Origin of the sequence: Nocardioides sp. CPCC 205120 (assembly GCF_048654585.1) — a bacterium.
Taxonomy (GTDB): Bacteria; Actinomycetota; Actinomycetes; order Propionibacteriales; family Nocardioidaceae; genus Nocardioides.
Window position 1 is genome coordinate 298,376 of sequence record NZ_JBMCYY010000001.1, and the last position, 26,736, is coordinate 325,111.

Sequence of the window (26,736 nt, forward strand, 5' to 3'; positions counted from 1 at the left end):
CTAGTCCGCGGCCGGTACGGCGGGAAGCACCGGCCCCCGCGGCCCGTCCCCGGACCGGCGCGCCGGCTCGGGCGCGGTCTCGGACGCGGGCTCGGACGCGGGCTCCGGCGCGGGCTCCCAGCCGTGCAGGAACGCGAGCACGTCGGCCGCCGGCATCTCGCACGGCCGGAAGGTCTCGCCGCTCGTGCCGAGGTAGACGTTGGCGCTGACGAACGCGGTGCCGCCGAGCTCCTCGGCCCACAGCTTGAGGCTCCGCCCGCCGGCGTACGTCGTGACGCTCACCGCCCAGGGCCGCCCGCCGTACCGCACCGTGGAGGCGCCCCGCGGCAGCCGCGCCACGAGGTCGGCGACCGGGGTGGGCGCGGGGGTGGGGACAGGCACCCCACCATGGTGCCGGGCGCACCAGCAGCGGCCTGCCAGACTGCGCGGGTGCGTGCCGTCGTCCAGCGAACCCTGTCCGCCCGCGTGCTCGTCGACGGCGCCGAGGTGGGCGCCACCGAGGGCGAGGGGCTGCTCGTCTACCTCGGGGTGACGCACGACGACGGGCCCGCCGACGTCGCCTGGATCGCCCGCAAGGTCTGGGAGCTGCGCCTCCTGCGCGGCGAGCGGTCGGCCGCCCAGGCGGGCGCGCCGGTGCTCGTGGTCAGCCAGTTCACGCTGTACGGCGACGCGCGCAAGGGCCGCCGCCCCTCCTGGTCGGCCGCGGCCCCGGGACCCGTCAGCAAGCCGCTGTACGACGCGACCTGCGCCGCCCTCGAGGAGCTCGGCGCCCGCGTCGCCCGCGGCGTCTTCGGCGCCGACATGCAGGTCGAGTCGGTCAACGACGGGCCCATCACCCTCGTGCTCGACTCGCCGCGGCCGGCGTGACTCCGACGTGACCCCGGCATGACCCCGACGCAGGAACCTGGCCGGGCCGCGCCGCGTCGTACCCGTGTGCGCCGTCGCCTCCTCCTCGCCCTCGCGCTCGTCGTGGCCCTCGCGGCGGCGTACGGCGCGTGGCGCGTCACCGGCGCGCCCCGCACCCTCGACGGGGGTGACGGCACGACGGTCGTGGTCGGCGCCCGCGTCTTCGGTGGCTCGGACGCGCTCGCGTCCGGGCCGCTGACCGTCGTCGGCGGCTGCCTCGGCATCGGCCACCAGGTCGTCGTCTGGCCCCACGGCACCGAGGTCGTCGGCACCGATCCCCTCGTGGTGGACGTGCCGGGGGTCGGCGAGCTGTCGCTCGGCGACGACGTGGCCGTCGGCGGCGGGACGGTGCACGGCTACCGCGCCGTGCCGCGGCGGTGCGCGGCGAGCCCGCTCTTCCGTGCGGCCCCCGGCTGACCCCGCGTAGGCCGACAGCGACGCGCCCGAGGACGGGCCCGCCCGCCTTGACCTCGACGCCATGCTCGACGAGGTCTCCGCCGTGCTCGCGGTCCGCCTCGTCGGACGGTCGCTCCCCTCCCCACAGCCCGGCGCGCGGTGGCATAGTGGACAGTCCACTGAGCTCCGGTCGCGGCGGACCCGTCGGCGACCTCCCGGCCCGAGAGGACACCGTGACCGACGCACCCGCCCCGGCCCCCCACCCGACGAGCCCGAGCGGCGACGGCCCGCTGCGCGACGTCGTGGTCGTCGACCTGTCCCGCGCGCTGGCCGGCCCGCACGCGACGATGATGCTCGGCGACCTCGGCGCCCGCGTCATCAAGGTCGAGGCCCCGGGCCACGGCGACGACACCCGCGGGTGGGGTCCGCCGTTCGTGGGCGAGGAGGGGGAGCGGCAGTCGACGTACTTCCTGTCCGCGAACCGCAACAAGGAGTCCGTCGCCCTCGACCTGAAGGACCCGGCCGACAAGGACGTGCTGCTCCGCCTCGTCGACCGCGCCGACGTGCTGGTGGAGAACTTCCGCACCGGCGTCCTCGAGCGCCTCGGGCTGGGCATCGAGGCGCTGATGGAGCGCAACCCCCGCCTCGTCGTCCTGTCCATCACCGGCTTCGGCCACGACGGGCCCGAGGGCGGGCGCGCCGGCTACGACCAGATCGCCCAGGGCGAGGCCGGCCTCATGTCGCTCACCGGCTCCGGGCCCGACGACCCGCAGCGCGTCGGCGTGCCGATCGCCGACCTCCTGTCGGGGCTGTACGGCGCGTACGGCGTGCTCGCCGCCCTGCACGAGCGCACCCTCACCGGGGTCGGCCGCGTCGTGCGCACCTCGCTGCTCGCCGCCACCGTCGGCGTCCACGCCTTCCAGGGCACCCGGTGGACCGTCGCCGGCGAGGTGGGGCGCGCGCAGGGCAACCACCACCCGTCGATCGCGCCGTACGGCCTGTTCCGCTGCCGCGACGGCGCGGTGCAGATCGCGCTGGGCAGCGAGGGGCTGTGGCGGAAGTTCTGCGCCGGCTTCGACCTCGACCCCGAGGCCGCGGGCCTCGCGACCAACTCCGAGCGGGTCGGCGCCCGCGAGCGCGTCATCGCGGTGGTGGAGGAGGTCTTCGCGACCTGGGACGCCGCCCCCCTGCTGGCCCGGCTGGCCGAGATCGGCGTCCCGGCGGGCAAGGTCCGCACGCTCGACGAGGTCTACGAGTGGGACCAGACGCGCAGCCAGGGGCTGCTCGTCGACGTCGAGCACCCCACGCTCGGCCGCCTCTCGCTGCCCGGGCCGCCGCTGCGGTTCTTCGACGCCGCGGGCGCCGAGGTCACCCGCACCGACCACCAGGCGCCGCCGGTGCTCGACGCCGACGCCGAGCGGGTGCGGGCCTGGCTGGAGGAGCCGCCGGCCTGAGACCGGGCGGGGCCCGGCCCGGGCTCGGGTCCGGACCACGGCCGGCCGAGCGCGGGCGGTCCCCCGGCTGCCGGGCGCCCGGATGCATCCACTCCTCGGGCGTACGCCGCTCTGTTGCGCGCCGTGCCCGGGGGGAGTGGTGACGGTCGGGCGCCCGGGGCTCCGGCGACCGGCGGGGCGCCCCGGCGCTCAGCCCCCGAGCAGGCCCTGGCAGGCAGTGGCGGCCCGCACGGCGTCGCCGTCCACGATCGCGTCGGCCACGACTCCCAGGCGCAGCCCCAGCCCGGCGTCCTCCTCGGGCGCGGGGGCGTGCTCGGCGAGCACGTCGTCGAGCTCGGCGAGCAGCGGGGCGGCCGAGAGCCGCCGTACGCAGCGCCACGTGTGGTCGAACGTGCGGCGGCGCCCGTCGGGGGCGAGCATCGCCACGCGCAGCGAGCTGTCGGGGTTGGTCGCGGCCGCCCGGGCGAGCCCGGCGAGCACCGCCTCGCGGGCCACGAGCACCTCCGAGCGGGGGCTGGCGGCAACGCGCCGGTCCCACCCGTCGGTGTCGTCACCGGGGCCGAGGTGGGGCTCGCGCACGAGCGCGCCCACACCGTGGCGCACCTCGATGCGCCCGCGGGTCTCCAGCGCCGCGAGGGCGCGGGAGAGGGTGGCCCGGCTGACGCCCAGCTCGGCGGCGAGCTGGCGCTCCGGGGGCAGGCGGTCGCCGCCGACGAGGCCCTGGGCCTCGATGAAGTCGGAGATGTGGGCGGCCAGGCTCTCGTAGAGCCGCTCGCGGCGCAGGGGCGGCAGCCGCCGCGGAGCATCACCTGACATGACGTCATCGTAGGGATGCGCTGGTCCGGTTGCCAGGTGGCCTAGCCACTGACATGATCGATCGGTCCGCATGACCTGCGTCACAATCCGATGGGAATTCTCGTGTCCACCGAACTGGTCTCCCTGGCGGTCCTCGTGGTCGTCTTCCTGGTCGCGACCGTCCGCGGCGTCAACATGGGTGCGCTCGCGCTCGTGGCGGCGTTCGTCGTCGGCCTCACCGTCTTCGACCTCGACGCCGACGGCGTGCTCGTCGGGTTCCCCAGCTCCCTCTTCGTCATCCTCGTGGGCGTCACCTACCTCTTCGCCCTGGCCAAGAACAACGGCACCGTCGACTGGATCGTGCACGCCGCGGTCCGCGCGGTGGGCGGCCGGGTGGCCCTCGTGCCCTGGGCGATGTTCCTGGTCTGCGCGGCCGTCACGTCCATCGGCGCGGTGAGCCCGGCGGCCGTGGCGATCGTCGCCCCGGTGGCCATGGGCTTCGCGCTGCGCTACCAGATCAACCCGATGATGATGGGCATGATGGTCGTGCAGGGCGCGACCGCCGGCAGCTTCTCGCCGATCGGCATCTTCGGCAGCATCACCAACGGCGTCGTCGACCAGAACGACCTGCCGGGCAACCAGGGCGTCCTCTTCATCACGACCTTCACCGCCGCGGCGCTCATCGCCGCCATCACCTACATGGCCTTCGGCGGCCGCGCGCTCATCGCCCGCGGCAAGGAGACCGAGACCGTCGCCGCCATGGGCGTCGAGGCCGAGGCCGCCAGCCACGCCGCGACCCGCCCCGGCGGGCCGGGCACGCCGCACTCCGCCGTCGAGGCCGCCCGCACCCGCGAGACCCAGGGGGACGCCGGCGGGCCCCACAAGCTCGACGCCCAGCGCATCGTCACGCTCGTCGGCCTCGTCGCCCTCATGGTCGGCGCGCTCGGCTTCGACCTCGACGTCGGCTTCACCGCCCTCACCATCGCGGTCGTGCTGACCCTCGTCTTCCCCGAGTCCGCCAAGGGCGCCGTCGAGAAGATCAGCTGGGGCACGGTGCTGCTCATCGGCGGCATCGTCACCTACGTGAACCTGCTGCAGTCCGAGGGCGTCGTGGACTGGGTGGGCGAGCAGGTCGCCGAGGTCGGCGCGCCGCTCGTCGCCGCCCTGCTGCTCTGCTTCATCGCGGCCGTCGTGTCCGCCTTCGCCTCCACCACCGGCATCATCGGCGCGCTCATCCCGCTCGCCGTGCCGTTCCTGCTCACCGACCAGGTCAGCGCCGTCGGCCTCATCGCCGCGCTCGCGATCTCGAGCTCGGTCGTCGACTGCAGCCCGTTCTCCACGAACGGCGCCCTGGTGGTGGCCAACGCCGACAACGAGGACCGCGAGCTGGTCTTCAAGCGCCTCATGCAGTGGGGCATGTCGATCGTCGTCATCGCCCCGCTCGTCGCGTGGGCGCTGCTGGTGGTGCCGACCGCCTGACGCCCACGGCCCGACACGCGCGCGGCGCCGGGGTCAGGCCCCGGCCACCCGCTCCACCGCCTCGGCCAGGGCCGCGGCGTCGGTCACCTCGACCGGCGGCCGCGGCCCTGCCGCGTCCACGACGTGGCCGGGGCGCACGAGCCGCACCGTCGCCAGGCCCGCCTCGAGCGCGCCGCGCACGTCCCGCCCCGACGCGGCCACGTGCACCAGCCGCTCGGGGGCGACGGCGGCCGCCGCCGCGGCGTACAGCTCGGGGCTCGGCTTGTAGGCCCCCAGCCGCTGCGAGGTGAGCACCAGCCCGGGGTCGACGAGCGCGTGGGCCCGGGTGCGGCGCGCCAGGGCGTCGTCGACGTTGGAGAGGATGCCGACCCGGTGGACCCTCGCCACGGCCTCGATGCCCGCGGCGACGTCGGGCCACAGCGGCCAGTCGGCCACCGACTCCTCGAGCGCGGCGAGGTCGCGGTCGACGTCGGCGCCGGCGGCCGGGTCCTGGCCGAGGTCGGCGTACGCCCGCACCAGCGCCTCCCGCGACAGGTCGTGGAAGGTCGTCGGCGGCCGGGCGGTGCGCTGCAGCGCCTTGTTGTGGCCGTCCCAGGCGTCGTACAGCTGCTCGCCGGTCTCGGGCCAGCCCCGCTCCTGCGCGAGGCTGCCGAGCACGGGGGCGGCGCCGCTGCGGCTGTCGGTCAGGGCGCTGAAGAGGTCGACGGTGACGATCACGCTGCCGACCGTAGCGCGCGCCCGTCGTACCAGATTCCGAGACGGACGTTTCACATGATGGACGAGCGAGGCGTTGACTGACCCCGTGACCGACGTCGAGGTGCCCGCCCACGAACGCATCAGCGGCGCGCGCCGGTGGTCGATCCTGGGCGCCGGCACGGTCGCGCAAGCGGCGTCGGCCGTCACGGTCCACGGGCCTGCGTTCCTCATCCCGGCGCTGCACCGCGACGAGGGCCTCTCGCTCGCCCAGGCCGGCCTCGTCGCCTCCGCCCCGCTGGCCGGCATCATGGTCGCGCTCTACGCCTGGGGCGCCGTCGTCGACCACCGCGGGGAGCGCTTCGGCCTGCTCGCCGGCCTCCTGCTCGCCACGCTCGGCAGCGTCGCCGCCACCCAGGTGCACGGCCTGCCCGCGCTCGCCGCCGCGCTGTTCGTCGCCGGCGTGGGCAGCGCGGCCACCAACTCGGCGTCGGGCCGCGTCGTCGTCGGCTGGTTCCCCCCGCACCGGCGGGGCCTGGCGATGGGCATCCGCCAGATGGCCGCGCCGCTGGGCGTCGGCATCGCCGCCGCGACCGTCGCGGTCCTCGCGGAGCGGTACGGCGTGGCCGCCGCCCTGTGGGTGCCCGCCGCCGCCACGCTGGTCTCCCTCGTGGTCGTCGCCGTCGTCGTGCTCGACCCACCGCGCCCCGACACCCCCCTCACCGCGGCGCCGAACCCCTACCGCGCCGACCGGTTCCTCGCCCGCATCCACGGCGTCTCGCTGCTGCTGGTGGTGCCGCAGTTCGTCGTGTGGACCTACGCGCTGACCTGGCTGGTGACCGACCTCCACTGGTCGGCGGCCGCCGCGGGCGCCGTGGTCGCGGGCGCCCAGCTCGTCGGGGCGGCGGCCCGCGTCGGGGCCGGCTGGCTCTCCGACGTCGTCGGGTCGCGGATGCGGCCCCTGCGGTGGGTCGCGTACGGCGCGGTCGCCACGATGCTGCTCCTCGCGCTCACCGCGGAGGTCGCCCCGGCCGTGGCGGTGGTCGTCATGGTGGTCGCCTCGGCCGTGACGGTGGCCGACAACGGCCTGGCGTTCACCGCCGTCGCCGAGCGCGGCGGGCCGTTCTGGGCCGGTCGCGCGCTGGGGGTGCAGAACACGGCGCAGAACCTGGTCGCCGCCGCTGTGCCGCCGGTGGCCGGGCTGACCATCGCCGCCTGGGGCTACCCCGCGACGTACGCCCTCGCCGCCCTCTTCCCCGTGCTCGCCGTCGCCCTCGTCCCGCTGCGCGGCGAGCGGCCGACGGTCTAGGCCCGGGACGGACGGCCCCTTCCGCCCTCACCACCGTCGGTGTACAACTGACCACTGAGTCAGTGACCCGCATCACCCGAGCACCGGGAGCCGCCCGTGGCACTCCGCACCGCCGTTCGTGAGCTCGCCCCCACGCGTCGCCGCCGCGACTGGCACGCCGTCCGCTCCCTCGCTGACGGGCTGACCACGCCGCTGCACCCCGACGACTACCTCCGCTTCGTCAACCCGCTGTGGACCTCGCGCGAGCTGCGCGGCCGCGTCGAGTCCGTCGTGCGGGAGACCGAGGACGCCGCGACCCTCGTCATCCGGCCCGGCTGGGGGTGGCGCTTCGACCACCAGGCGGGGCAGTACGTCGGGATCGGCGTGCCCGTCGAGGGCCGCTACCAGTGGCGCTCCTACTCGCTGACCAGCACGCCGCGCCGGCGCGGTCGGCGCATCACCATCACGATCCGCGCGATGCCCGAGGGCCTGCTCTCCGAGCACCTGATCAACGGCCTCGAGCCCGGCACGGTGGTGCGCCTCGCCGCCCCCGCCGGCGACTTCGTGCTGCCCGACCCGCCGCCCGAGCGCATCCTCTTCATGGTCGGCGGCTCCGGCATCACGCCGGTGATGGCGATGCTCAAGACGCTGGTGCGCCGGGCGGGCGAGGGCCGCTGGCCGCTGCCCGACATCCACCTCGTCTACTCCTCCCCCACGCCCGACCGGATGATCTTCCGCGAGCGGCTGCAGCAGGTGGCCGACGAGCACGAGTCGGTGACCTTCATCCCCGTCTTCACCGACACCGAGGGCATGTTCACCCTCGACCGCCTCGACGACGCGGTGCCCGACTGGCGCGAGCGGCAGACGTGGGCCTGCGGACCCGCGCCGATGCTCGACGCCGCGGTCGAGCACTGGCGCGAGGCGGGCCTCGAGGAGGCCCTCCACCTCGAGCGCTTCTCCCTCGAGATCGGCGACGACGTCGGCGACGGCGGCACCGTGTCGTTCCAGAACTCCGGCAAGACCGCCGAGGTCGAGCCCGGTACGACGGTGCTCGAGGCCGGCGAGTCCGCCGGCATCGGCATGCCGTTCGGCTGCCGCATGGGCATCTGCCACACCTGCACCCTCACACTGGTCAACGGCTCGGTCACCGACGTGCGCAACGGCGACCGCTACGACCAGCCCAACGAGCGCATCCAGACGTGCGTGGCCGTCCCCAACGGCGACTGCACGATCGCGATCTGACCGACCCGCACCGACCCCGCACCGACCCTCCCCACCCTCCCCGCACGAGCACACGCAGCACCGACCCCCGCACGAGAGGCAGGCACGGCATGGCCATCGCCGACGTCAAGGAGTACACGCACCTGAGCGAGGAGGAGGTCGAGACCATCGGCCGCCGCCTCGACGAGCTGCGCGCCCGCATCGAGGCGTCCCGCAACGCCGACGACGCGGCGTACATCCACCGGCTCATCAAGGTGCAGCGCGGGCTCGCGTTCGGCGCCCGCGTGGCGATGCTCGCCGGCTCCTACGCCCCGAAGGAGCGGAAGGTGCTGCGCCGCGGCTCGATGGTGGCGGGCACCGCCATGCTCGGGCTGGCCAAGATCCTCGAGAACATGGAGATCGGCCACAACGTCATGCACGGCCAGTGGGACTGGATGAACGACCCCGAGATCCACTCCTCCACCTGGGAGTGGGACACCGCGCAGCCGGCGGAGCAGTGGAAGCACTCGCACAACTACATCCACCACCAGTTCACCAACGTCCTCGGCTACGACAACGACATCGGGTACGGCATCCTCCGCATGGCCCGCGAGCAGAAGTGGCACCCGGCGAACTTCGGCCAGCCGGTCTACAACGCCCTCCTGAGCCTGCTCTTCGAGTGGGGGGTCGCGCTCCACGACCTCGACATCGAGCGGATCCGCAAGCTGGAGAAGGACCCGGCGGAGATGAAGCGGCAGCTGAAGCAGATCCTCCGCAAGGGCCGCAACCAGATCCTCAAGGACTACATCGTCTACCCGGCGCTGTCCGGTCCCGGCTGGAAGCGGACGCTCCAGGCGAACGCGGCGGCCAACATCACCCGCAACGTGTGGTCCTACGTGATCATCTTCTGCGGGCACTTCCCCGACGGGGCGCTGCACTTCACCGAGGAGCAGATCGAGGACGAGACGCGCGCGGAGTGGTACCTGCGCCAGATGCTGGGCGCCGCGAACTTCAACGGCAGCCGCGCGCTCCACATCCTGTCCGGCAGCCTGGGCTACCAGATCGAGCACCACGTCTTCCCCGACCTGCCGAGCAACCGCTACCCGGAGATCGCGGTCGAGGTGAAGGCGATCTGCGAGGAGTACGGCATCCCCTACACCACGGGCCCCCTCTACAAGCAGTACGGCCAGGCGCTGCGCACCATCACGCTGCTGAGCCTGCCGAACTCCTGGACCGACCACGCGAGCGAGAAGTACGGCGCGATCACCCCGCCCACGAAGACCGTCGCCGACCGCAGCCGCAAGAGCGACGCGGAGCGGCCGCAGCGGCGTACCGAGCTGGGCGGCTGGTCGCGTGCGGGGGCGAAGGCACGCGCGTGAGTGCCCTGAGGATCGGCGAGGGGCTGACGCGGCTCGGACTGGGTGACCGGTCCGGGCCGCCGGCCCACCTCGTCGGCGTCCCGTTCGTGTGCACCGACCCGTCGGGCGTCGGCGACCTCGAGCAGCTGCGGCGCGCCCGCGTCGTGCAGTGCGCCCTGAGCCGGGTCTGCGCGGTGTGCGCGCAGACGCTCACGCACCCGCTCGTGCTCGTCGGCACGCCCGACGAGGCCGACGACAACGCGTTCCGGCTGCCGCCGGTGCACCCCGGCTGCGGCGACGAGCTGCTGTCGCTGCTGCACGCCACGACCGGGCCGGTGCTCGGGCACCCCGCGCCGACCGCCGGCCGCGAGCGCGGGTGGACGGTCGTCACCACCGGCGGGTTCGACCTCGTGCGGCCCGGCACGCGCGACGGCCTGCACCTGTTCCGACCCAACGCGGTGGTGGAGCGGCGCGACGACGCGTGAGCGGGCCGGCGACGGGGTAGGCACGCGACCGTGATCCCCGGCCTGCCCTTCTTCTCCGGTCCCACCCACCTGTCCTCGCCGCGCGACGACGCGGCGTGGGCGCACCTCGTGGACGACGCCCGGGCCGCCATGCAGGCCCGCCACGAGGGTCACGACGCCGACTGGGGCCTCGGCGCGATGCGCTGGGAGGTCCGCATGGACCAGGGCCTCCTGCTCTTCGTCGACGACGCGACGGGCCGCAGCGCCGACTGCTCGATGCAGGTGGTCGGCACCGTCTCGCCGGAGGGCACCTGGCTGTGGGGCTGGGACCACCCCTCGGTCCCGCCCGAGCTCCGCCGCGCCGCCGAGCGCGTGCGGGCCCACGGCGAGCAGCACGGCCTCGAGGCCCTCACCACGCGGATGGTCGAGGCCACCGTCGAGGACGGCTGGGACTACTGCGCCGTCGCCGGGCGGCTCACCGGCGCGCAGGGCGTGTACAAGGGCACCGCCGGCGAGACCCACGTGTTCATGGTCCACGGGCCCGCCCGCGTCACCGAGCCGGACGGGGCGGTGCGGGTCGTCGCGCTGCCCGACCTCCCGCCGTACGTCGCACCCGCCGCCCTGCCGAGCCTGCCGCCGGTCGTGCCCACCGAGCACCTGCCGCAGGCGCGGACCACGGGGCCCGTGGCCGGGATGCCCCTGATGAGCGGCACGCCGGAGACCGCGGGCCCGGAGCCCCAGGTGAGCGCCACGCAGGTGGTGCGCTTCGTGCAGCGCTACTTCGCGGCCGTCCGCCCGACGTACGCGATCGACGGCAGCCGGGGCCTGCGCGACCTCACGGAGGAGGAACGGGAGGACCGGCGGCGGTTGATGCAGCTGCAGCGCACCCTGCAGGAGCGGAACTGGCGGCGCAACGACACCTACTTCCTCGGCGGCGTGCAGGGCAACGGCTCCGACTACGACCTCGACGCCCACACCGACTGGCAGGCCGTGCGCATCGCGCCGCGCCTGTGGCAGGCGACGTGGACCCGGCGGGAGGACGGCGCGATCCGGGCGCGGTACGGCGGCTACGTCGTCGGCGTCTTCGACGACGGGTTCCGCCTCGTCGACGAGCTCGAGGAGGAGTTCGACTTCCGTCCGCGCTCCTGACCACCTCGGGCGGTCCAGCCCCTCGCGAGCCGTCGGGCGAGGCGCCGCGCGAGGCGGTGGCGCACGACGAGGGCCGACGCCGCGGCCCAGGTCACCGCGCCCGCGGCCACCGCGAGCAACGCCGGGACGACCCAGCGCGCCGGTCCGAGGCTGACGACCCACACGGGGAGCCGGGGACGCTCCTCGACGTGGACGACCTCCCAGCCGCCGGCGCCCAGCGGCACCGCCGTGCAGGTGACGTCGACGGCCCCGGCACGGGTGTGGAACGCCCGGACGGGCTCGTGGTCGCCGGCGCTGCCGCCCTCCCGGTAGTGGTTCGTGGTCACGTCGGTCTGCTCGAGCGCGCGGCCACTGGCTGCGTCGGCCACGGTGCAGGACGGGGCCCGAACGATGGAGTGGGCCCACACGTACGCCTGCTCGTCGGCGCGCAGCTCCACACGATGGGGGCGTCCGTCGGCCGGGACGGCGCGGTCCGCGGGCCAGGCGTACCCGTCGAAGCCCAGGACGAGGATGGGCATGAACGCCCCGACACCGAGCAGCAGGAGGGCCACCCCCGCGCTGCGCAGACGCGCGAGGGGGCGCGGGGGCGGATGCTGGTCGATGTCGGCGGTCACCCGCAGCACCCTGGCCGGGCGCGGCCCGCGATGCGATGGAGCGGCGTACTCAACGTGCGTGCGGGTGCTGCGGCGACCAGGCGACCCGTGCCCCGCTAGGCTTAGTCGCGGTGTGCCGGGAAGTCTGGTCGGCGGTCGCCCCGGACCTGCCGGGGAACAACACCCGACCCGTCGTAGGAGACCCGTGACCGCGCACGTCGAGACCCACCCCACCCGCCGGCAGCGCCTCGGCACCTGGACCCGCCGGGAGACCACCGGCGGCATCCTGCTGATGATCGCCGCGGCCGTCGCCCTGGTCTGGGCGAACTCGCCGTGGCGCGACGCCTACGCCGACCTGTCCGGGTTCACCATCGGCCCCTCGGCGCTCCACCTCGACCTGTCGCTGGCCACCTGGGCGGCCGACGCGGTGCTCGCCGTCTTCTTCTTCGTCGTCGGGCTCGAGCTGAAGCACGAGCTCGTCGTGGGGTCGCTGCGCAACCCGCGGGAGGCGGCCGTCCCGGTGCTCGCCGCCGTCGGCGGCGTCGCCGTGCCCTCGCTGGTCTACCTGGCCGTCGTCATCGGCAGCGGCGACGCCGGGCACCGCGACGGCTGGGCCATCCCTGCCGCCACCGACATCGCCTTCGCCCTCGCGATCCTCGCCATCTTCGGCCGGGGCCTGCCCGTGGCGCTGCGCGTCTTCCTGCTCACCCTCGCGGTGGTCGACGACCTCATCGCGATCACGATCATCGCGATCTTCTACACCGCCGACCTCGACCCGCTGTACCTCCTGCCGGCCCTGGCGCTCGTCGCGCTCTTCGGCGCGCTGACCCGCCTGCGCAAGCCCCCGGTCTGGGCGCTCGTGCCGATCGGCGTCGTCACGTGGGTGCTGGTGCACGAGTCCGGGGTGCACGCCACGGTCGCCGGCGTGCTGCTGGGCCTCGTCGTCCCCGCGGTCGCCGTGCACGGCGAGCGGCACGGCCGGGCCCACCACTACGCGGACGCCTTCAACCCGTGGTCGTCGGCCGTCGCTCTGCCCGTCTTCGCGTTCTTCGCCGCCGGCGTCACCGTCGTGGAGGACGGCGGACCGCTCGCCGTGCTCCGCGAGGAGGTCGCGCTGGGCGTGATGGCGGGTCTCGTCCTCGGCAAGGTCGTCGGCGTGCTCGGCACCACCGCGATCGTCACCCGGACGACCCCGTTCCGCCTGCCCCAGGGCATCGGCGTGCGCGACCTGCTGCCGATCGGGTTCCTGACCGGCATCGGCTTCACGGTGGCGCTGCTCATCGCCGAGCTGTCGTTCTCCGACGAGCACTTCGTGGCCGCGGGCAAGGCCGCCGTCCTCGTCGCCTCCGTGATCTGCGCGGTGCTGGGCGCGCTCCTGCTGCGCTGGGACGCCCGCCACGCGCGCACCCGCGACATGAACCGCGACGGCATCGACGACGGGGACCTGCCGCTCATCGGCGGGTGACCCCCGGTTCGTGGTGGCAGCGCCACGGATTCCCTGGCGCTGCTACCACGAACGATCCCGCGGGGCCGGCTCTCAGAGCTCGACGACTCCCTCGACGAGCCCGAGGGTCGCGCCGCCCACCCACACGCGCCCGTCGTCGCCGGTCGTGACGACCACGCGGCCGTCGCGTCCCAGGGCGGTGCCCTGACGGGCGACGTACGACGGGGGCAGCACCCCTGCGGCCGTGAGCCACAACGCGAGCCCGGCGTTGAGCGAGCCGGTCACCGGGTCCTCGGCCACGGCGAGCGACGGGACGAACGCCCGCACCTCGACGTCGGCCGGGCCGCCGTCGGGGTGGGCGCCGACGACGCCGATGCGCAGGTCCCCCATGGCCGCGAAGTCGGGGCGCAGGGCCAGCACGGTCGCCGCGGAGTCGAGCCGCACGCCCAGCCAGCCCGGGCCGTTGTCGACCCACGCGAGGTCGAGCACGGCGCCCGGGTCGACGCCCAGCGCGGCGACCGCCCGAGCCCGCACGTCGTCGTCGACCGGCCCCGAGCGCAGGAGCGCGGGCGCCGCGAACGCCAGGCCGTCCGCGTCGCGCCGTACCTCCACGAGGCCGACCCCGCACTCCTGCACCACGACGTCGGCCCGCCGCGGCACCCCTCCCCCGGCCAGCCACGCGTGCGCGCTGCCGAGGGTGGGGTGCCCGGCGAAGGGCAGCTCGCGTCCCGGGGTGAAGATCCGCAGCCGGTAGTCCGCGCCCGCCGCCGCGCCCTCCGCCGTGGGCGGCAGGAGGAAGGTCGTCTCCGACAGGTTGGTCCACCGCGCGAAGGCGGCGAGCCGCTCGTCGGGGACGCCCTCCGCGTCGTGGACGACCGCGACCGGGTTGCCGGCGAGCGGGCGGGGGGCGAAGACGTCGACCTGGTGGAAGGGATGCGTGCTCACGCCCCCACCGTAGGGCTCAGCCGACGCAGCCCGAGGTCGGCAGCGACGACGGCGACGGCGGGGTGCGGCCGTCGTACAGCGCCAGTGCGAACGCCTGCGGGCACCGCAGCGCGCCGCCCGCGGTGATCTGGAAGTGCAGGTGCGGCCCGGTGGAGTTGCCGGTGTTGCCCGTGCGCCCGATCAGCTGACCGGCCGCCACCGTCCGGGTGCCCGAGAACGCGTGGCTGGAGAAGTGGCAGTAGAGGTAGGTGACCCCGCCCGCGACGAGGCTGACGCCGTTGCCGCAGCGGGCGTTGCTCATCGCCGTCGCGGTGCCGGCCGTCACGGCGTACGCCGGCACGCCGGTCGCCGTGGGCAGGTCGAGGGCCGGGTAGGTGTGGTGGGGGTCGTCGAACTCCGAGCGCGGCAGGTTCGAGCGCGGGATCATCAGCGCCCAGCCTGCACCGCCCCCGCCGCCGGCCAGCGCCTCCCAGGTCACCGGGCCGACGATGCCGTCGGCCGCGAGCCCGCGGGCGGACTGGAACGAGCGCACCGCCGCCGCGGTCCCCGGCCCGAAGGCGCCGTCCACCCCGAGGCCGGCGCCGTGCTTGTTGAGCAGCACCTGCGCCGCCCGCACCGCCGAGCCGGAGTCGCCCTGGCGCACCGTGACGACGAGCGCGCCCCAGGTGGCCTGGCCGACCACGCCGTCGACGGCCAGGCCCCGGGCGGACTGGAACGACCGCACGGACGACGCCGTGCCCGGACCGAAGGCGCCGTCCGCGCCGGTGGCGTGTCCGCGCGCGGTCAGCAGGTGCTGCACGGCGGTGACGTCGGGGCCGCTGGAGCCCTGCTGCAGCACGGGCCAGGCGGCCTGCGCCGGCGGCGCGGCCGCCGTCAGGGCCAGGCCCAGGGTGGTCACGAGGGTCAGCACGACGGCGGCCAGCCGTCGGCGGAACGTGCGGATCATGGGTGTTCCTCCCGAGAACGACCCGGTCGACGCCCGTCTGCGTCGACCGCTGCGCCCAGGCTGGTGCGCGCCGCGGACCGCCGACAAGGGGCTCGCGACCGGAAGGTGCCGGTTCGTGGGTCGCGCGTGACCCGGGTCACGGCTCCTCGTTGCGCCCGTACGAGCCCGGCGGGGCCCGTGGCGAGTTCTGGGGAGTCGCCACGGGTCCGGCCGGGGCCGCCTCCCACCCGGCCAGCGCAGGGGCGCGGGCCTCACTCCGCGGCGGTGGCCGCCCGGGGCAGCGAGCGCTCGCGGGCCTCGAGCTCGACGAGCTCGGAGCGGGGCGCGACGACCTCGAAGCAGCCGGGCTCGACCTCGGTCGCCCCCAGCCGCTCCACCGCCGCGGCCGTCGCCGGGGTCAGCTCGAGGCGGGCCGACGTGCCGTCCTGCTCGAGCACGCGGACCTGCTGGCCGCGCCAGCGCGCCGCGACGACGAGGTCGTAGAACCGCTCGCACTCCTCCAGCCCGACGAGCAGCCGCCGCACGCCGGGGCGCACCTCGTCGAAGTCCTCGAAACCCTCGGCGGCCTCCGCGCCGAGGAGGACGACCTCGACGCGGTCGCGCTCGGGGGTGAGCTCCGCGGGAAGGTCGCGGCCGCGGAACACCGCGCGCGTACCCACCAGCTCGACCGGCGGCCGGAAGCTGCGGGCGCCCGACCAGCCCAGCGCCGGGGAGGCGTACGTCGAGAGGTGCTGCTGCGTGCCGTCCGCCTGGACCCGCCAGTACTCCGCCCCCATGGGGATCCGGGTGCGCTCGAGCCACCACACGGGGGCGCCGTCGCGCAGGAACCCCACGTCGTACGTCGGCCACGGCTGCGGTCCGATGGCCGCCGGCGTCTGCAGGTTCATCAGGTCGTGGGTGCGGAAGCGCAGCAGGTCGACGTAGCCGAACGCCTCGAGCCCCAGCACCGCCGGGTCGAGGCCGTAGGCGTCCGCCATCCGAGCGGGTGTCGCGCCCGCGAAGTCGCCGGCGCCCACCACGGGGCCCTCCAGGTGGCCCGCACCGGAGTGGGTGACGCGGCGGGCGGCGTCGCGGGTGAGCAGCTTCTGCAGCACCGCGGTCATGGTCGGCCTCCTCGGGGTGTCCTCTCGGTGACGTTCTCACGCCAGTCGTCGAGCCGGTCGACCGGCACGCGGTACTCCCAGCCGTCCTGCCGGTCCCCGCCGCTCGGCTCGAGCCCGGCCGCGGCCAGCTCCTCGCGCTGCGCCGGGCGGTGCACCCGCCACCACGCGTGGTCGGCGTCGAAGCCGAGGACCCGGACGAGCACCCCGTCGTACGACGCCTCCACCCGCACGTCGAGCACCGCGTCGAGGTCGGCGCCGTCGACCCGCTCGAGCGCGCCGTCGGCCCCCACGAGGTACGACGTGCCGCTCCCCGGCCGCGCGGGGAGCTCCGTTCCGCCCCGCCGGGCGTAGAGCCCGGGCTGGCGCACCGCCGGCCCGCTCACGGGGTGCGCACCCACTTCAGCTCGCCGTCGACGGTCCGGTACTCACCCATGAGCCGCTCGGTGCCGTCGGCACGCAGCTCCCAGATCTGGGCGCCCTCCCGCAGCGTCGCCGGGCCCTCGGGGGTCGTCCACTCGGGCCGGGGGACGTCGCCGCCGGTGAACCCGTTGCCGGTGAACGGCGGCGGGTCGTCGTAGGTGCCCCGCTGGTCGGGGGCCGACGTGCCGGTGCCCTCGTAGAGGTCGGGCCGGGTGGGCACCTCGTAGGCCGAGACGTCCTCGACCTGGTAGCGCATGACGGGGATGGAGTCGCGCAGCTGACCCGTGTCCGGGTCGTTGAACGGGTGCCCGTCGTAGCCGAGGGCCAGGTCGTCGAACGCCTCCCGCGGCGTGCTGATGTCCGCGACGTCCTCCGCCCGTGCGGCGAAGCCGCCGGTGGTGCGGCTGAACTCGTTGTTGTCGAGGATGCCCTCGACGTGGTTCGGGTTGAGCACGCGCTGGAACTCCGTGTCGGGCGTCAGGTCGTACTGCGCGCGCTGCTCGATGAGCAGCTGCCGCTGCTCCACCGACAGCTCGTCCACCGGGGTCCGGACGGCCTCCTGGAACTCGCGGTAGGCCTCCTCCGAGCCCAGCCGGTCGCGGATGTCGTGGCGGTACTCGCTGTACTCCCGCGGCGGGATGTCGCCGTCGCGGTCGTCGTCGTCGCGCGGCGGGTTGCCGGGCGCGTCGCCGTCGTCGCCGGTGCGCGGGTCGTCCCCGTCGCGCGGGTCGTCCCCGTCGCGGTCGTCGCCGTCGCGACCGTCGCCGTCGTTCCCCGTGCGCGGGTCGTCACCGTCACCGCGGCCGTCGGCGTCACCGTCGCGGTCGCCACGACCGTCGGCGTCCCCGTCACCACGGCCGTCACCGTCGCCGCGGTCGCCCGGGGCGTCGCCGCGGTCACCCGGCGCATCCCCGCCGTCCTGGCGCGGGCCGCCCGTGTCGCCGCCCGTGTCGCCGCCCGTGTCGCCCCCGTCGACGTCGCGCGGCGGCGTCGGGCTGCCGCCGTCGGGCCTGCCGCCACCGGAGGTGTCGGGCGAGCCCCCAGAGCCGCCGGGCTGGCCGGGCTGGCCGGAGCCGCCACCGGGCGACCCGGAACCACCGCCGGAGCCGCCGCCCGGCGAACCCGCGCCGCCGCCCGGCGTACCGGGATCGCTCGGCGAGCCGGGCGTGCCCGGCCCCTCGGGCGAGCGCGGACCGCTCGGCGAGCCGGGCTGACCCGGCGTACCCGGGGACCCCGGCGAGCCCGGGCCGCCGGGGGCACCCGGGCTGTCGGGACCGTCGGGGCCGTCGGGGGAGGGCCCGTCGTACAGGTCGGGCGTGCCCCCGCGTCCGCCGGGCGTCCCGCCGGGGAGGTCGAGGTCGTCGAGCCCGCGGCCGGCGCGGCTGGCGGCCTGGAGCCCGTCGACCACGTTGTCGATGCTGCCGGCGCCGCGCGTCGCGACGGTCGCGGTGCCGCCGGTGAAGACGGCCGCGACGGCGTCGGGCACGAGGTGGCCGATGGCGCGGGCCGGGTCGTCGGCCCAGGTGTCCCAGTCGAGCAGGCCCTTGCCGAGCTCCTTGCCGAAGCCGACGGGGTCGTCCTGCAGCGCCTGCAGCATGGCTTCCGCGTCCTCGACGCGCAGCTGCCACTGCATCGCGTACTCCTCCGGCGTGAGCTGGCCGGTGGAGAGCTTCCAGGCGTCCTCGACGATCGAGACGATGCCCAGCGGCGACATGGTGACGAGGTCCCAGAGGGCCTCGCCGGCGCCGGTGAAGATGCCGCCCACGAAGTCGAGGCCGGACTCGAGCCAGTTCGGCTCCTCCGGGGCGTCGGCGCAGCCCGCGCGCACCTCGGAGGCGCACGAGTTGCCGGCCTGGTCCCACTCCGCGCGGGCGCGCTCGAACTCGGCCTCGGCGTTGCGCCGGACCTCGTCGCCGGGGTCGGAGAACGGGTGGATGGTCAGGTTGACGGTCTGGCCCTGGGCGCGCAGCGCGTCCGCCTCGCTGCGGGCCCGGTTGACGTCCGCGTCGTAGGCGGCGCGCGCGTCGGCGGTGACCTGCTCGCCGCGCTCGTACTCGCGCTGCGCCCACTCCGCGGTCTCCTGGGCCGACTGCACGACGTCCGCGAACCCCTCGAGGGCGCGGGCGGCCTTCATGAAGCCGTTGCCGGCCTGCGTCCAGCGGTGCGGCTCGGTCTCGTGGGCGTCGCGGAACATCTCGGCGGCGCGGCCGATCCAGCCCTGCGTGTCGATGCGGGACAGCGCGTCGCCGGTGTCGAAGAAGGTCTGGCCCTTCGCGCGCATCGTGGCCGCGCGGCTGCGGATCGCGCCGGGGTCGCCGGGGATGTGGAAGCGGCCCGTGCCCGTCAGCCCGCCGGGCCACCCGGTGGTCGTCATCAGCCGCCCAGGACGTCGACGTCCCCGACCGAGCCGGCGACGCGGGTGAACCCGTCGTTGCCGGCCTGGTCGGCCTCCGCGTAGTTCATGGTGATCTTCCCGAGCCGGCCCGCCATCTCCTCGACGTCCTGGCAGAGGTTGTTCATGCCTTCCTCCCACCGCCCCTTGAACTCGTCGACCGCGTCCCACAGGCCGTCGTGGCCGATGGCGTCGCGGGACGGGACGAGGTCCTCCACGTCCTTGTCCTTGAACAGCTGCACGGTCTCGGCGAGACCCTGCGCGGCCTCCGCGAGGCTCGGCAGGTCGACCTCGTAGTCGTAGGACGGCACGGCGTTCCTCCTGCTCCGGACGGGGGGATCGGCGGCACCGGGCTCGCCGACCGGCACCAGGGATCCCCGGAGCGCGGCACGCGCAAACCCGCGGGTCGATGTTTGACCGGCGCGCCGCCTGCCGACACTGGACCCCGGGCCGGCCACGGTCGGCCCTCCCCCGGCAACCGCACGAAGGGCCCCGTGATGGACATCCAGCTCACCGTCGGCGAGCAGTCGACGGCCGCCCAGACGGTGCAGACGGCCTGCACCACCTTCCAGGAGTTCCTGCAGTCGCTCAGCGACTCCCTCGAGACCGAGCTGACCGGCTTCCAGGGCAACGCCGCGGTGGCGTTCGGCACCGCGGTCAGCGGCTGGTTCGAGTCCGCCGCCACCCTCGTGCCGGCCCTGCAGTCCTACGCCGAGGCACTGGCCGGCGTCGACGCCGAGCACGCCCCCAACGACGTGCAGGTCGCCTCGACGATGGCGTCGCTGACGTCGCGCCTCGGCGGCGGTGCGGTGTGAGCGAGCGCGGCCTCGTCTACCACGAGGCGTCCCTCGACGCGATCGCCCAGACCCTGCGCGACGCCACCGACGAGATCCGGACGTTCGTGTCCGACCTCGCCGAGGCGGTCGACCGCCAGACGGCCGGCTGGTCGGAGGAGACCGGGTCGCGCGTCGCGCAGCGCCGCACCGAGCAGCGGCTGACGACCGACGTGGACCGCCTGGCGGAGGCCCTCACCCAGGTGGTCGGCGAGGTCGAGGCCCACGCCGAGCGGTGCCGCGAGGCGGAGGTCCGCAACGCGGCGCTGCTCGGCTGAGCCCGGCGCGCGGGTCCGCCGGGCGCGCCCGCACCCTCAGCGCAGGGTGATCCGCCCGGGCATGGTGAGCGCGCCGTACGCCGGCAGCCCGGCGTGGGTGACCAGCAGCCGCAGCAGCTGGTCGACCGCGCCGACGCCCTCGCCGGCCTGGCCGAGCAGCGCCGCGGCCACCGACGGGGCGGGGGGACCGGTCAGGTACGCCGCCGCGGGCGCCTCGCTGCTCTCCGGCGGGGTGAGCGCGGCGAACGGGTTGGGCCTGGGCCAGGCGCGCACGTCGACGTCGCGGCGCGAGGTGCCCGCCAGGGAGCAGGCCCGGTCGACGGCGTCCGCGAGCCCGCCCAGGCGGTCGACGAGACCGCGCTCGGCGGCGTCGGCGCCCGTCCAGACGCGGCCGCGGGCCACCCGCTCGAGGTCGGCGAGCTCCATCCCCCGGTCCTGCGCCGCCTTGGTCGTGAAGTCGTCGTAGATGGCGTCGAGCCAGCCCTCGACCCGCGCCCACTCCTCCTCGTCGAAGGGGCGGTCGGAGGAGAACATGTCGCTGAACCGGCCGGCGCGCACCGTCTCGCGCTCGATGCCGATGCGGGCGAGGGTGTCGGTGAGGACCTGCTTGCCGCCGAGCACGCCGATCGATCCGGTGAGCGTGGTCGCGCCGGCGACGACCTCGTCGCACGGCATGGCGATGAAGTAGCCGCCCGAGCCCGCGACGGCGCCCATCGACGCCACGACCGGGGTGCCCTCGGAGCGCACCTGCAGGACGGCGCGTCGTACCGCGTCGGAGGCGACCGCCGAGCCGCCGGGGCTGTCGATGCGCAGCACGACGGCGCGCACGTCCTCGTCCTTCCCGGCCGTGCGCAGCGCGGTGGCCAGGGAGTCGGAGCCGATGCTGGGCCCGCCCATCGGGTTGGGTCCGCCGTTGCGGCCGAGGTGGATGGGGCCGTAGGCACCGACGACGGCGACGACGCCCTTGCCCCGCCCGCTGGGCAGCTGGTCCTTGAGCCCGCCGAGCGGACCGCCCGGCTTCGCGTAGCGCTCGACGAAGCGCAGCGCCGGCCCGTCGGTCGCGTCCTCGCCGGTCGTCAGGGAGGCGCGCACGGCGGCGTAGACGTCCTCGCGGTAGCCGATCCGGTCCACGAGGCGACGGGCGAGCGCGTCCTCGGGGGTGAGCGGGCCGGCCTCCAGGGCCGCCCGCACGTCGGCGGCGAGGAGCCCGCGACCCTGCGCGACGTCGGCGACGAGCGTGTCGGTGACCGAGTCGACGATGCGCGTCATCATCTCGCGGTGCGGGTCGGTCATGCCGCGCTCGAGATAGGTGTTCGCGGCCGACTTGTACTCGTGGCGCTGGCCGAGCTGCGTCGTCACGCCGAGCTTGTCGAGTGCGCCGCGCAGGAACACCACCTCCGCGTGGGCGCCGACCAGGCCGACCTGGCCGGTGGGCTGCACCCAGACCTCCTCGAAGGCGCTGGCGAGGTGGTACGCCGCGTTGCCGCCCGTCATCTCGCCGTACGTCTCCGCCCAGGCCACGGCGCGCTTGCCGGAGGCCCGGAAGCCGGCCACGGCGGTGCGCAGCTCGTCGCCGGCGCTCAGCCCCAGGTCGCCGCCGAGGTGGGCGACGAGGCCGACGACGGTGTCGTCCTCGGCCGCCTTGCCGAGCGCGGTCACGAGGCCGCGCAGCGTCGGGGTCTGCAGGGCGCGCAGCGCCGCGACGGGCGAGCTCGGCGGCGCCTCGAGCAGGCCGCGGGTCAGGTCGAGCTCGAGCAGCAGCCGCTCGCTGCCGCCGCGCACCCGGCGCAGCCGGGCGAGCGCCGGGCCACCTGCGGAGCCGAGCTGGCCGAGGAGCGGCTCGAGGTAGGGGCGGACAACGTCGGGGAGTCGGACGGGCGCCATGGCGTCGACCCTACGGGGGCGGGTCAGAGCCCGTCGGGGTCCACGACGAGGTCGGCGAGGGCGCGGCCGGTGGCGACGAGGCGGGCGTTCGGCTCGTCCACGGTGTCGACCCAGGCCGCGGCGGCCGCCGGATTCTTGCCGAACCGCACGTGCCGGGCGACGAGCCGCTCGCGGCGCACCGCGTCGGGCACCTCGACGTACCAGGTCTCGTCGATCGCGTCGGCGACCTCGCCCCAGCCCTGCTCGTGGTGCGCCGGCTCGCCGGTCGCGCCGAGCAGCAGGTAGTTGCCCTCCGTGACGACGAGGGCGGCCTCGGGGAGCACGGCCAGCGCCGCCGCCAGCGGCTGCTCGAGCTCGCGCTCGAAGCCCGGCACGAAGACGGTGTGCTCCCGCTCGGTGCGGCAGCGCCGCAGCGTGGCGGCGTAGCCCCGGGCGTCGAACGTGTCCGGGGCGCCCTTGCGCTCGCGGCGACCCAGGCGGTCGAGCTGGGCGTCGGCGAGGTGGTAGCCGTCCATCGGGAGGTGCGCCACCCAGCCCGGCCCCTGGCCGGTGGGCGGGCTCGCCGCGAGCGCGGCGAGCAGCGTCTCGACGAGGGTGGACTTCCCGGCGCCCGGGGCGCCGACCACGCCGAGCACCGCCCGGCCCCCGCCGGCCCGCGCGACGAGGTCGTGCGCGCGGGCGACGAGGGCGTCGAGGTCGGGCACGCTCACCCCTGGTGGGCGGCCAGGCGCGCGGCCATGAACTCGCGGGCGTGGACGGCGAGGTCCATGCCGTCGTCCCACAGGTTGCGCCACACGGCGAGGTCGTTGGACAGCGTCGGGGAGACGACCGCCGAGGAGAACGACTCGAACGTGATGGGCCCGGCGTAGCCGATCTCCGCGAGGGCGCCGAAGAAGCCGTCGAAGTCGATGTGGCCCTGGCCGAGGTAGCCGCGGTGGTTCTCGCCGATGTGGACGTAGCCGAGGCGGTCGCCGACGAGGCGGACGGGCTCCGAGAGGGAGTCCTCCTCGATGTTCATGTGGTACGTGTCGAGGTGGATCGTCACGTTGTCGGCGCCGATGTCGTCGGCCAGGCGCAGCGCGTCCGCGGCGGTGTTGATGACGTTGGTCTCGTAGCGGTTGCAGATCTCCAGGCCCAGCGTCATGCCGCGCCCGGCCGCCTCGGCGGCGAGGTCGGTCAGCACCCGCACGACGTTGGCGCGGCCCTGCGTGCTCAGCGGCGCGCCGTACTTGCCCAGGGCGGAGTAGAGCGCGCCCGTGAAGTGCGTGCCGCCCAGCTCGTGGGTGGTCACCAGCGAGTCCTGCAGCAGCTTCTCGCCGCGCTCGACGACGGCGGCGTCCTCGCTCGACACGTCGGCGTCGAAGGCCAGGCCGCGCGAGCAGGCGATGGCGAGGCCGGCCTCGTCCAGGGCCGCGCGGGCCGCCGGCACGTCGAGGTTGGCGGCGTCGTGCAGCGACAGCTCGAGGAGGTCGTAGCCGGCCTCCTTCGTCTTGCGCACGGCGGTCGCGACGTCGGCGGGCGTGGTGCCGCCGACCCAGACGAGGGCGTGGACGCCCAGCGGGTTCGTCATCTCAGGGGTGCCTTTCGGGGTGCAAGGGGTACGGCGCCGGGTCGCGGCGGCCGGGACGTGCCGGGGTACGACGGGGTGCTGCGGGGTGCGGGCCGGGGGGCCGGCCTGGTGGCCGGCCGGGTGGACGGCGCGCGGCCGCCCACCCGGCCGACGATCAGGCGGCGATCGCGCCGGTGATGAGACCGACGATCTCCTGGCCGGTGGTCGCGTCCGTGCGGCGACCGGCGACGCAGCGACCGGCGCGCATGACCCAGACCTGCTGGCTCAGACGCATCACCTGGTCGAAGTTGTGGCTGATGAGGAGCACGGCGTGGCCCTCGTCGCGCAGGCGGAGGATGAGCTCCTCCACGCGGGCGGTCTCCTGCACGCCGAGCGCCGCGGTCGGCTCGTCCATGATCACGAGGCGCGAGGAGAACCCGGCCGCCCGGCAGATGGAGACGGCCTGGCGCTGGCCGCCGGAGAGCCGGCGGACCCGCGAGGTCACCTCGGGCACGTTGACGGCCAGCTCGGAGACCATCTTCTGGGCCTCGGCCTTCATCCGGCGGCGGTCGAGCATGCCGAAGCGGGTCAGCTCGCGGTTGAGGAAGAGGTTCTGCCAGACCGTGAGGTCCTCGACGAGGGCGAGGTTCTGGTGGACCGTCTCGATGCCGGCCGAGCGGGCACCCTCGGGCGAGGAGAACGAGACGGGGCGGCCGTCGAGGAGCACCTCGCCGGACTGCGGGCGGTGCACGCCGGAGAAGCAGCGCACCAGCGTGGACTTGCCGGCACCGTTGTCGCCGACGAGCGCGGTGATCTCGCCCGGGGCCACGGTGACGCTGACGTCCTGCAGGGCCTTGACGCTGCCGAAGGACAGCGACACGTTCCGCGCCTCGACGATCGGCCCGGCACCGGCGGCGCCCCGGCCGCCCGCGTCCCCCGTGCTGCCCGTGCTGGCCGTGCCGCCCGTGCTGCCGGGGGTGGTGGCGGTCTTCTTCTCGAGCGCGGTCACTTCTGGAACCTCATCAGGAAGGCCGCCGCGACGACGACGACACCGACGGACAGGGGCTGGTAGTACTGCGAGACGCCGAGCGTCGTGAGGCCGTTGAGCAGCACGGTCAGCAGCAGGGCGCCGAAGACCGGGCCGAGGATGCTGGCCTTGCCGCCGAAGAGGCTGACGCCGCCGAGCACGACCGCGGCGACCGAGTTGAGCAGGTACGCCGTGTTCGCCGCGGGGGGCGTGGAGCCGAGGCGGGCCACGATGATGATGGCGGCGATGCCGGCCAGGAGGCCCGCGACGGCGTAGACGGCGACCTTGACGCGGGCCGTCGAGATGCCCGTAGCCGTGGCCGCCTCGGGCGAGCCGCCGGTGGCCAGCACGTGGGTGCCGAACCGGGTGTGGAAGAGCACGACGTGGGCGATCGCGGCGATCACCGCCGCGATGACGACGATCCAGGTGACCATCTCGACCGGGCCGTCGAGGGAGATGGTGAAGAAGAACGACTCCGTGACGGTGACGGGCTGGCCGTCGGAGAGCACCAGCGCGAGGCCCGAGGCCGCCGACAGCATGCCCAGCGTGACGACGAAGTCGGTGATCCCCGCCTTGGCGACGAGGAACCCGTTGAGGAGCCCGGCGAGCAGCCCCGCGAGGACGGCGCCGGCGAACGCCACCCCCAGGGACTGCCCGCCGGCGTACAGCTGGCCGAGGACCACGATGCCGAGCGTCGTGACCGAGGCGATCGAGAGGTCGATGCCAGCGGTGGCGACGACGAAGGTCTGCGCGACGGCCAGGATCACCAGCGCCGCGGAGGCCGAGAGCATGCCGGTCACGTTGCCCGAGCTGAGGAAGGACGGCTCGAGCGCGGTGAAGACGGCGACGAGGACGACGAGGCCGACGAGGGCGGCCCAGTCGGCCCAGAAGCCGACGTCGCGCAGGCGGCTGGTGACCGCGTGGCCGGCGCCCCCCCGGTTCGCGGGGGGCGTCGCCTTCGACGCGGTGGGACCGGCCGGCGTACCGGTGGCGGCGGTGGACATCGTGGCTCCTCGGTTGCTGTGCGGGGGTTGCTGTGCGGGGTGCGCGGCGGGTCCGTCAGTCGACGAGCGCGGCGAACGGGTCGTCGTACTCCTCGAACGGCGCGGGGGCGGCGTCGAGGGCGTCCTGCACGTTGTCGGCGGTGACCAGCGCGATCGGGGCGGTGACCTCCTCCGGGAGGTCCTCGCCGGCCATGGCGGCGCGGCAGGCGTTCACGCCCATCTCGCCGATGGCGTAGGGGTACTGCGCGACGACGGCCGAGATGCCGCCGTCGGCGACGCCGTTGAGACCGTCCTCCACGCCGTCGACGCTGATGATCTCGACCTCGCCGGTGCGGCCGACGTCGGAGACCGCGCGGGCCACGCCGAGCGCCATGTCGTCGTTGGCGACGAAGAAGCCGGCCAGCTCGGGGTTGGCGCGCAGCAGGGTGGTGGCCTGGGTCAGCGCCTCGTCGCGCGACCAGTTGGCCGACACGGTCTGGACGATGGACACGCCGTCGCCGGCGGCCTCGGTGAAGCCGTCGAGGCGCGCGTTGCTGGTGACGTCACCGGCGATGCCGCCGATGAGCGCCACCTCGCCGCCCTCGGGCAGGAGGGTGAGCATGTGCTCGCCCGCCATGCGGCCGGCCTCGGTGTTGTCGGTGCCGATGTACGTCGCGGGGGTGGCGTCGGCCTGGCTCGCGGCGTCGGCGTCGACGGGGCTGTCGATGTTGACGATCGGCACGTCCTTCGCGGCGAGGCCGGCGAGGCCCTGCACGAGGTTGGTGCCATCGATCGGGTTGACGATGACGCAGCCCGGGTCCTGGCCCGCCACGACGTTCAGCTTGTCGAGCTGGCCCGTGGTGTCGGTGATGTCGGCCGCGGCCTGCACGTCGACCTCGAGGTCGCCGTCCTGCGCGCCGGCGTCGATGCCCGCCTCCATCTGCTGGAAGAACGGGTTGTCGAGGCCCTTGATGACGGCGGCGACGGAACCGTCCCCACCGCCCGAGCCGGACGACGAGTCGCTCCCGCAGGCGGAGGCGACGAGGCAGAGGCTGGCCGCGACGGCGAGGGGGGCCAGGCGGCGGAGGTGGGGCGCACGACTCATCGGGGGGGTCCTTCGGATCGGTGCTGCGGCGACGTCGCCGCGGCGTGAGCTG

At 75.2% G+C, this 26,736-nt stretch carries 28 protein-coding genes; 12 read left to right on the top strand and 16 right to left on the bottom strand.

What is annotated here, in order from left to right:
• Entirely contained in the window at positions 1-381 is a 381-nt protein-coding gene (locus ACOACO_RS01500; RefSeq protein ID WP_420294486.1) for a hypothetical protein, read from the bottom strand.
• Between the two features lie 48 nt (positions 382-429).
• Between ACOACO_RS01500 and dtd the strand changes: the two genes are divergently transcribed.
• The 3 genes from dtd to ACOACO_RS01515 all read left to right on the top strand — a co-directional run bounded on the left by dtd (position 430) and on the right by ACOACO_RS01515 (position 2,756).
• Complete coding sequence (gene dtd, locus ACOACO_RS01505) at positions 430-867, top strand: D-aminoacyl-tRNA deacylase (protein ID WP_420294487.1); 438 nt, start codon at positions 430-432, stop codon at positions 865-867.
• 18 nt (positions 868-885) lie between these two features.
• Positions 886-1,323, top strand: coding sequence for a hypothetical protein (locus ACOACO_RS01510; RefSeq protein ID WP_420294488.1), 438 nt, complete (start codon positions 886-888; stop codon positions 1,321-1,323).
• A gap of 212 nt (positions 1,324-1,535) precedes the next feature.
• Positions 1,536-2,756: a CaiB/BaiF CoA transferase family protein gene (locus ACOACO_RS01515; protein ID WP_420294489.1), complete on the top strand. Its 1,221-nt coding sequence runs from the start codon at positions 1,536-1,538 to the stop codon at positions 2,754-2,756.
• A gap of 189 nt (positions 2,757-2,945) precedes the next feature.
• On the opposite strand, the gene ACOACO_RS01520 is transcribed toward ACOACO_RS01515, so the two are convergent.
• Positions 2,946-3,572 (bottom strand): FadR/GntR family transcriptional regulator, encoded by a 627-nt coding sequence (locus ACOACO_RS01520; protein WP_420294490.1) that lies wholly within the window; start codon positions 3,570-3,572, stop codon positions 2,946-2,948.
• A gap of 102 nt (positions 3,573-3,674) precedes the next feature.
• Here ACOACO_RS01520 and ACOACO_RS01525 point away from each other — a divergent pair, with 102 nt between their 5' ends.
• The gene (locus ACOACO_RS01525; protein WP_420294491.1) at positions 3,675-5,030 is read left to right on the top strand and encodes an SLC13 family permease; all 1,356 of its coding nucleotides are present in this window, start codon (positions 3,675-3,677) and stop codon (positions 5,028-5,030) included.
• 33 nt (positions 5,031-5,063) lie between these two features.
• On the opposite strand, the gene ACOACO_RS01530 is transcribed toward ACOACO_RS01525, so the two are convergent.
• Positions 5,064-5,747 carry an HAD family hydrolase gene (locus ACOACO_RS01530; RefSeq protein WP_420294492.1) on the bottom strand — a complete coding sequence of 228 codons (684 nt, stop codon included), beginning with the start codon at positions 5,745-5,747 and terminating at the stop codon, positions 5,064-5,066.
• Between the two features lie 85 nt (positions 5,748-5,832).
• On the opposite strand from ACOACO_RS01530, the gene ACOACO_RS01535 reads away from it, so the two are divergent.
• From ACOACO_RS01535 to ACOACO_RS01555, 5 genes are all read left to right on the top strand, one after another.
• Positions 5,833-7,032, top strand: coding sequence for an MFS transporter (locus tag ACOACO_RS01535; RefSeq protein WP_420294493.1), 1,200 nt, complete (start codon positions 5,833-5,835; stop codon positions 7,030-7,032).
• A gap of 96 nt (positions 7,033-7,128) precedes the next feature.
• Positions 7,129-8,253, top strand: coding sequence for a ferredoxin reductase (locus ACOACO_RS01540; protein WP_420294494.1), 1,125 nt, complete (start codon positions 7,129-7,131; stop codon positions 8,251-8,253).
• Between the two features lie 89 nt (positions 8,254-8,342).
• Complete coding sequence (locus ACOACO_RS01545) at positions 8,343-9,590, top strand: fatty acid desaturase family protein (RefSeq protein ID WP_420294495.1); 1,248 nt, start codon at positions 8,343-8,345, stop codon at positions 9,588-9,590.
• Complete coding sequence (locus ACOACO_RS01550; protein ID WP_420294496.1) at positions 9,587-10,054, top strand: hypothetical protein; 468 nt, start codon at positions 9,587-9,589, stop codon at positions 10,052-10,054. The genes ACOACO_RS01545 and ACOACO_RS01550 overlap by 4 nt, the downstream gene beginning before the upstream one ends.
• A gap of 30 nt (positions 10,055-10,084) precedes the next feature.
• Complete coding sequence (locus ACOACO_RS01555; RefSeq protein WP_420294497.1) at positions 10,085-11,182, top strand: DUF6882 domain-containing protein; 1,098 nt, start codon at positions 10,085-10,087, stop codon at positions 11,180-11,182.
• Here ACOACO_RS01555 and ACOACO_RS01560 read toward each other — a convergent pair.
• A complete protein-coding gene (locus ACOACO_RS01560) occupies positions 11,101-11,796 on the bottom strand; it encodes a hypothetical protein (protein ID WP_420294498.1) in 696 nt (231 codons plus the stop codon). The two genes, ACOACO_RS01555 and ACOACO_RS01560, sit on opposite strands and share 82 nt — an antisense overlap.
• A 184-nt stretch (positions 11,797-11,980) precedes the next feature.
• Between ACOACO_RS01560 and nhaA the strand changes: the two genes are divergently transcribed.
• Positions 11,981-13,240 carry a Na+/H+ antiporter NhaA gene (nhaA, locus tag ACOACO_RS01565; RefSeq protein ID WP_420294499.1) on the top strand — a complete coding sequence of 420 codons (1,260 nt, stop codon included), beginning with the start codon at positions 11,981-11,983 and terminating at the stop codon, positions 13,238-13,240.
• A 72-nt stretch (positions 13,241-13,312) separates the two neighbouring features.
• Here the strand turns inward: nhaA and ACOACO_RS01570 are convergent, their stop codons facing one another.
• The 6 genes from ACOACO_RS01570 to ACOACO_RS01595 all read right to left on the bottom strand — a co-directional run bounded on the left by ACOACO_RS01570 (position 13,313) and on the right by ACOACO_RS01595 (position 19,336).
• Complete coding sequence (locus ACOACO_RS01570) at positions 13,313-14,164, bottom strand: PhzF family phenazine biosynthesis protein (RefSeq protein ID WP_420294500.1); 852 nt, start codon at positions 14,162-14,164, stop codon at positions 13,313-13,315.
• Between the two features lie 16 nt (positions 14,165-14,180).
• A complete protein-coding gene (locus ACOACO_RS01575) occupies positions 14,181-15,110 on the bottom strand; it encodes a peptidoglycan-binding protein (RefSeq protein WP_420294501.1) in 930 nt (309 codons plus the stop codon).
• 251 nt (positions 15,111-15,361) lie between these two features.
• A complete protein-coding gene (locus tag ACOACO_RS01580; RefSeq protein ID WP_420294502.1) occupies positions 15,362-16,213 on the bottom strand; it encodes a hypothetical protein in 852 nt (283 codons plus the stop codon).
• Positions 16,210-16,596 carry a hypothetical protein gene (locus ACOACO_RS01585; protein ID WP_420294503.1) on the bottom strand — a complete coding sequence of 129 codons (387 nt, stop codon included), beginning with the start codon at positions 16,594-16,596 and terminating at the stop codon, positions 16,210-16,212. Before ACOACO_RS01585 ends, ACOACO_RS01580 begins: the two co-directional genes overlap by 4 nt.
• Positions 16,593-19,007, bottom strand: a complete 2,415-nt coding sequence (locus ACOACO_RS01590) for a WXG100 family type VII secretion target (protein ID WP_420294504.1) — start codon at positions 19,005-19,007, stop codon at positions 16,593-16,595. The genes ACOACO_RS01585 and ACOACO_RS01590 overlap by 4 nt, the downstream gene beginning before the upstream one ends.
• Positions 19,007-19,336 (bottom strand): hypothetical protein, encoded by a 330-nt coding sequence (locus ACOACO_RS01595; RefSeq protein WP_420294505.1) that lies wholly within the window; start codon positions 19,334-19,336, stop codon positions 19,007-19,009. Before ACOACO_RS01595 ends, ACOACO_RS01590 begins: the two co-directional genes overlap by 1 nt.
• 183 nt (positions 19,337-19,519) lie before the next feature.
• Here ACOACO_RS01595 and ACOACO_RS01600 point away from each other — a divergent pair, with 183 nt between their 5' ends.
• Positions 19,520-19,840 carry a WXG100 family type VII secretion target gene (locus ACOACO_RS01600; RefSeq protein ID WP_420294506.1) on the top strand — a complete coding sequence of 107 codons (321 nt, stop codon included), beginning with the start codon at positions 19,520-19,522 and terminating at the stop codon, positions 19,838-19,840.
• On the top strand, positions 19,837-20,136 hold the full coding sequence (locus ACOACO_RS01605) for a hypothetical protein (protein WP_420294507.1): 300 nt from the start codon (positions 19,837-19,839) through the stop codon (positions 20,134-20,136). Before ACOACO_RS01600 ends, ACOACO_RS01605 begins: the two co-directional genes overlap by 4 nt.
• A 36-nt stretch (positions 20,137-20,172) precedes the next feature.
• Here ACOACO_RS01605 and sppA read toward each other — a convergent pair whose 3' ends face one another.
• The 6 genes from sppA to ACOACO_RS01635 all read right to left on the bottom strand — a co-directional run bounded on the left by sppA (position 20,173) and on the right by ACOACO_RS01635 (position 26,684).
• Positions 20,173-22,020, bottom strand: coding sequence for a signal peptide peptidase SppA (gene sppA / locus ACOACO_RS01610; protein ID WP_420294508.1), 1,848 nt, complete (start codon positions 22,018-22,020; stop codon positions 20,173-20,175).
• A gap of 23 nt (positions 22,021-22,043) precedes the next feature.
• Entirely contained in the window at positions 22,044-22,724 is a 681-nt protein-coding gene (locus tag ACOACO_RS01615; RefSeq protein ID WP_420294509.1) for a nucleoside/nucleotide kinase family protein, read from the bottom strand.
• A gap of 2 nt (positions 22,725-22,726) precedes the next feature.
• Entirely contained in the window at positions 22,727-23,590 is an 864-nt protein-coding gene (locus tag ACOACO_RS01620) for a sugar phosphate isomerase/epimerase family protein (protein ID WP_420294510.1), read from the bottom strand.
• Between the two features lie 154 nt (positions 23,591-23,744).
• Positions 23,745-24,578, bottom strand: a complete 834-nt coding sequence (locus ACOACO_RS01625; protein ID WP_420294511.1) for an ATP-binding cassette domain-containing protein — start codon at positions 24,576-24,578, stop codon at positions 23,745-23,747.
• On the bottom strand, positions 24,575-25,600 hold the full coding sequence (locus ACOACO_RS01630) for an ABC transporter permease (protein WP_420294512.1): 1,026 nt from the start codon (positions 25,598-25,600) through the stop codon (positions 24,575-24,577). The genes ACOACO_RS01625 and ACOACO_RS01630 overlap by 4 nt, the downstream gene beginning before the upstream one ends.
• 55 nt (positions 25,601-25,655) lie before the next feature.
• On the bottom strand, positions 25,656-26,684 hold the full coding sequence (locus ACOACO_RS01635; protein ID WP_420294513.1) for a substrate-binding domain-containing protein: 1,029 nt from the start codon (positions 26,682-26,684) through the stop codon (positions 25,656-25,658).
• Positions 26,685-26,736: the final 52 nt, after the last annotated feature.

Coding starts and splice junctions, on each gene's coding strand:
- ACOACO_RS01545 (WP_420294495.1), top strand. CDS start 8,343: ATGGCCATCGCCGACGTCAAGGAGTACACGCACCTGAGCGAGGAGGAG.
- ACOACO_RS01575 (WP_420294501.1), bottom strand. CDS start 15,110: ATGATCCGCACGTTCCGCCGACGGCTGGCCGCCGTCGTGCTGACCCTC.
- sppA (WP_420294508.1), bottom strand. CDS start 22,020: ATGGCGCCCGTCCGACTCCCCGACGTTGTCCGCCCCTACCTCGAGCCG.
- ACOACO_RS01630 (WP_420294512.1), bottom strand. CDS start 25,600: ATGTCCACCGCCGCCACCGGTACGCCGGCCGGTCCCACCGCGTCGAAG.
- ACOACO_RS01510 (WP_420294488.1), top strand. CDS start 886: ATGACCCCGACGCAGGAACCTGGCCGGGCCGCGCCGCGTCGTACCCGT.
- ACOACO_RS01635 (WP_420294513.1), bottom strand. CDS start 26,684: ATGAGTCGTGCGCCCCACCTCCGCCGCCTGGCCCCCCTCGCCGTCGCG.
- ACOACO_RS01520 (WP_420294490.1), bottom strand. CDS start 3,572: ATGTCAGGTGATGCTCCGCGGCGGCTGCCGCCCCTGCGCCGCGAGCGG.
- ACOACO_RS01620 (WP_420294510.1), bottom strand. CDS start 23,590: ATGACGAACCCGCTGGGCGTCCACGCCCTCGTCTGGGTCGGCGGCACC.
- ACOACO_RS01590 (WP_420294504.1), bottom strand. CDS start 19,007: ATGACGACCACCGGGTGGCCCGGCGGGCTGACGGGCACGGGCCGCTTC.
- ACOACO_RS01580 (WP_420294502.1), bottom strand. CDS start 16,213: ATGACCGCGGTGCTGCAGAAGCTGCTCACCCGCGACGCCGCCCGCCGC.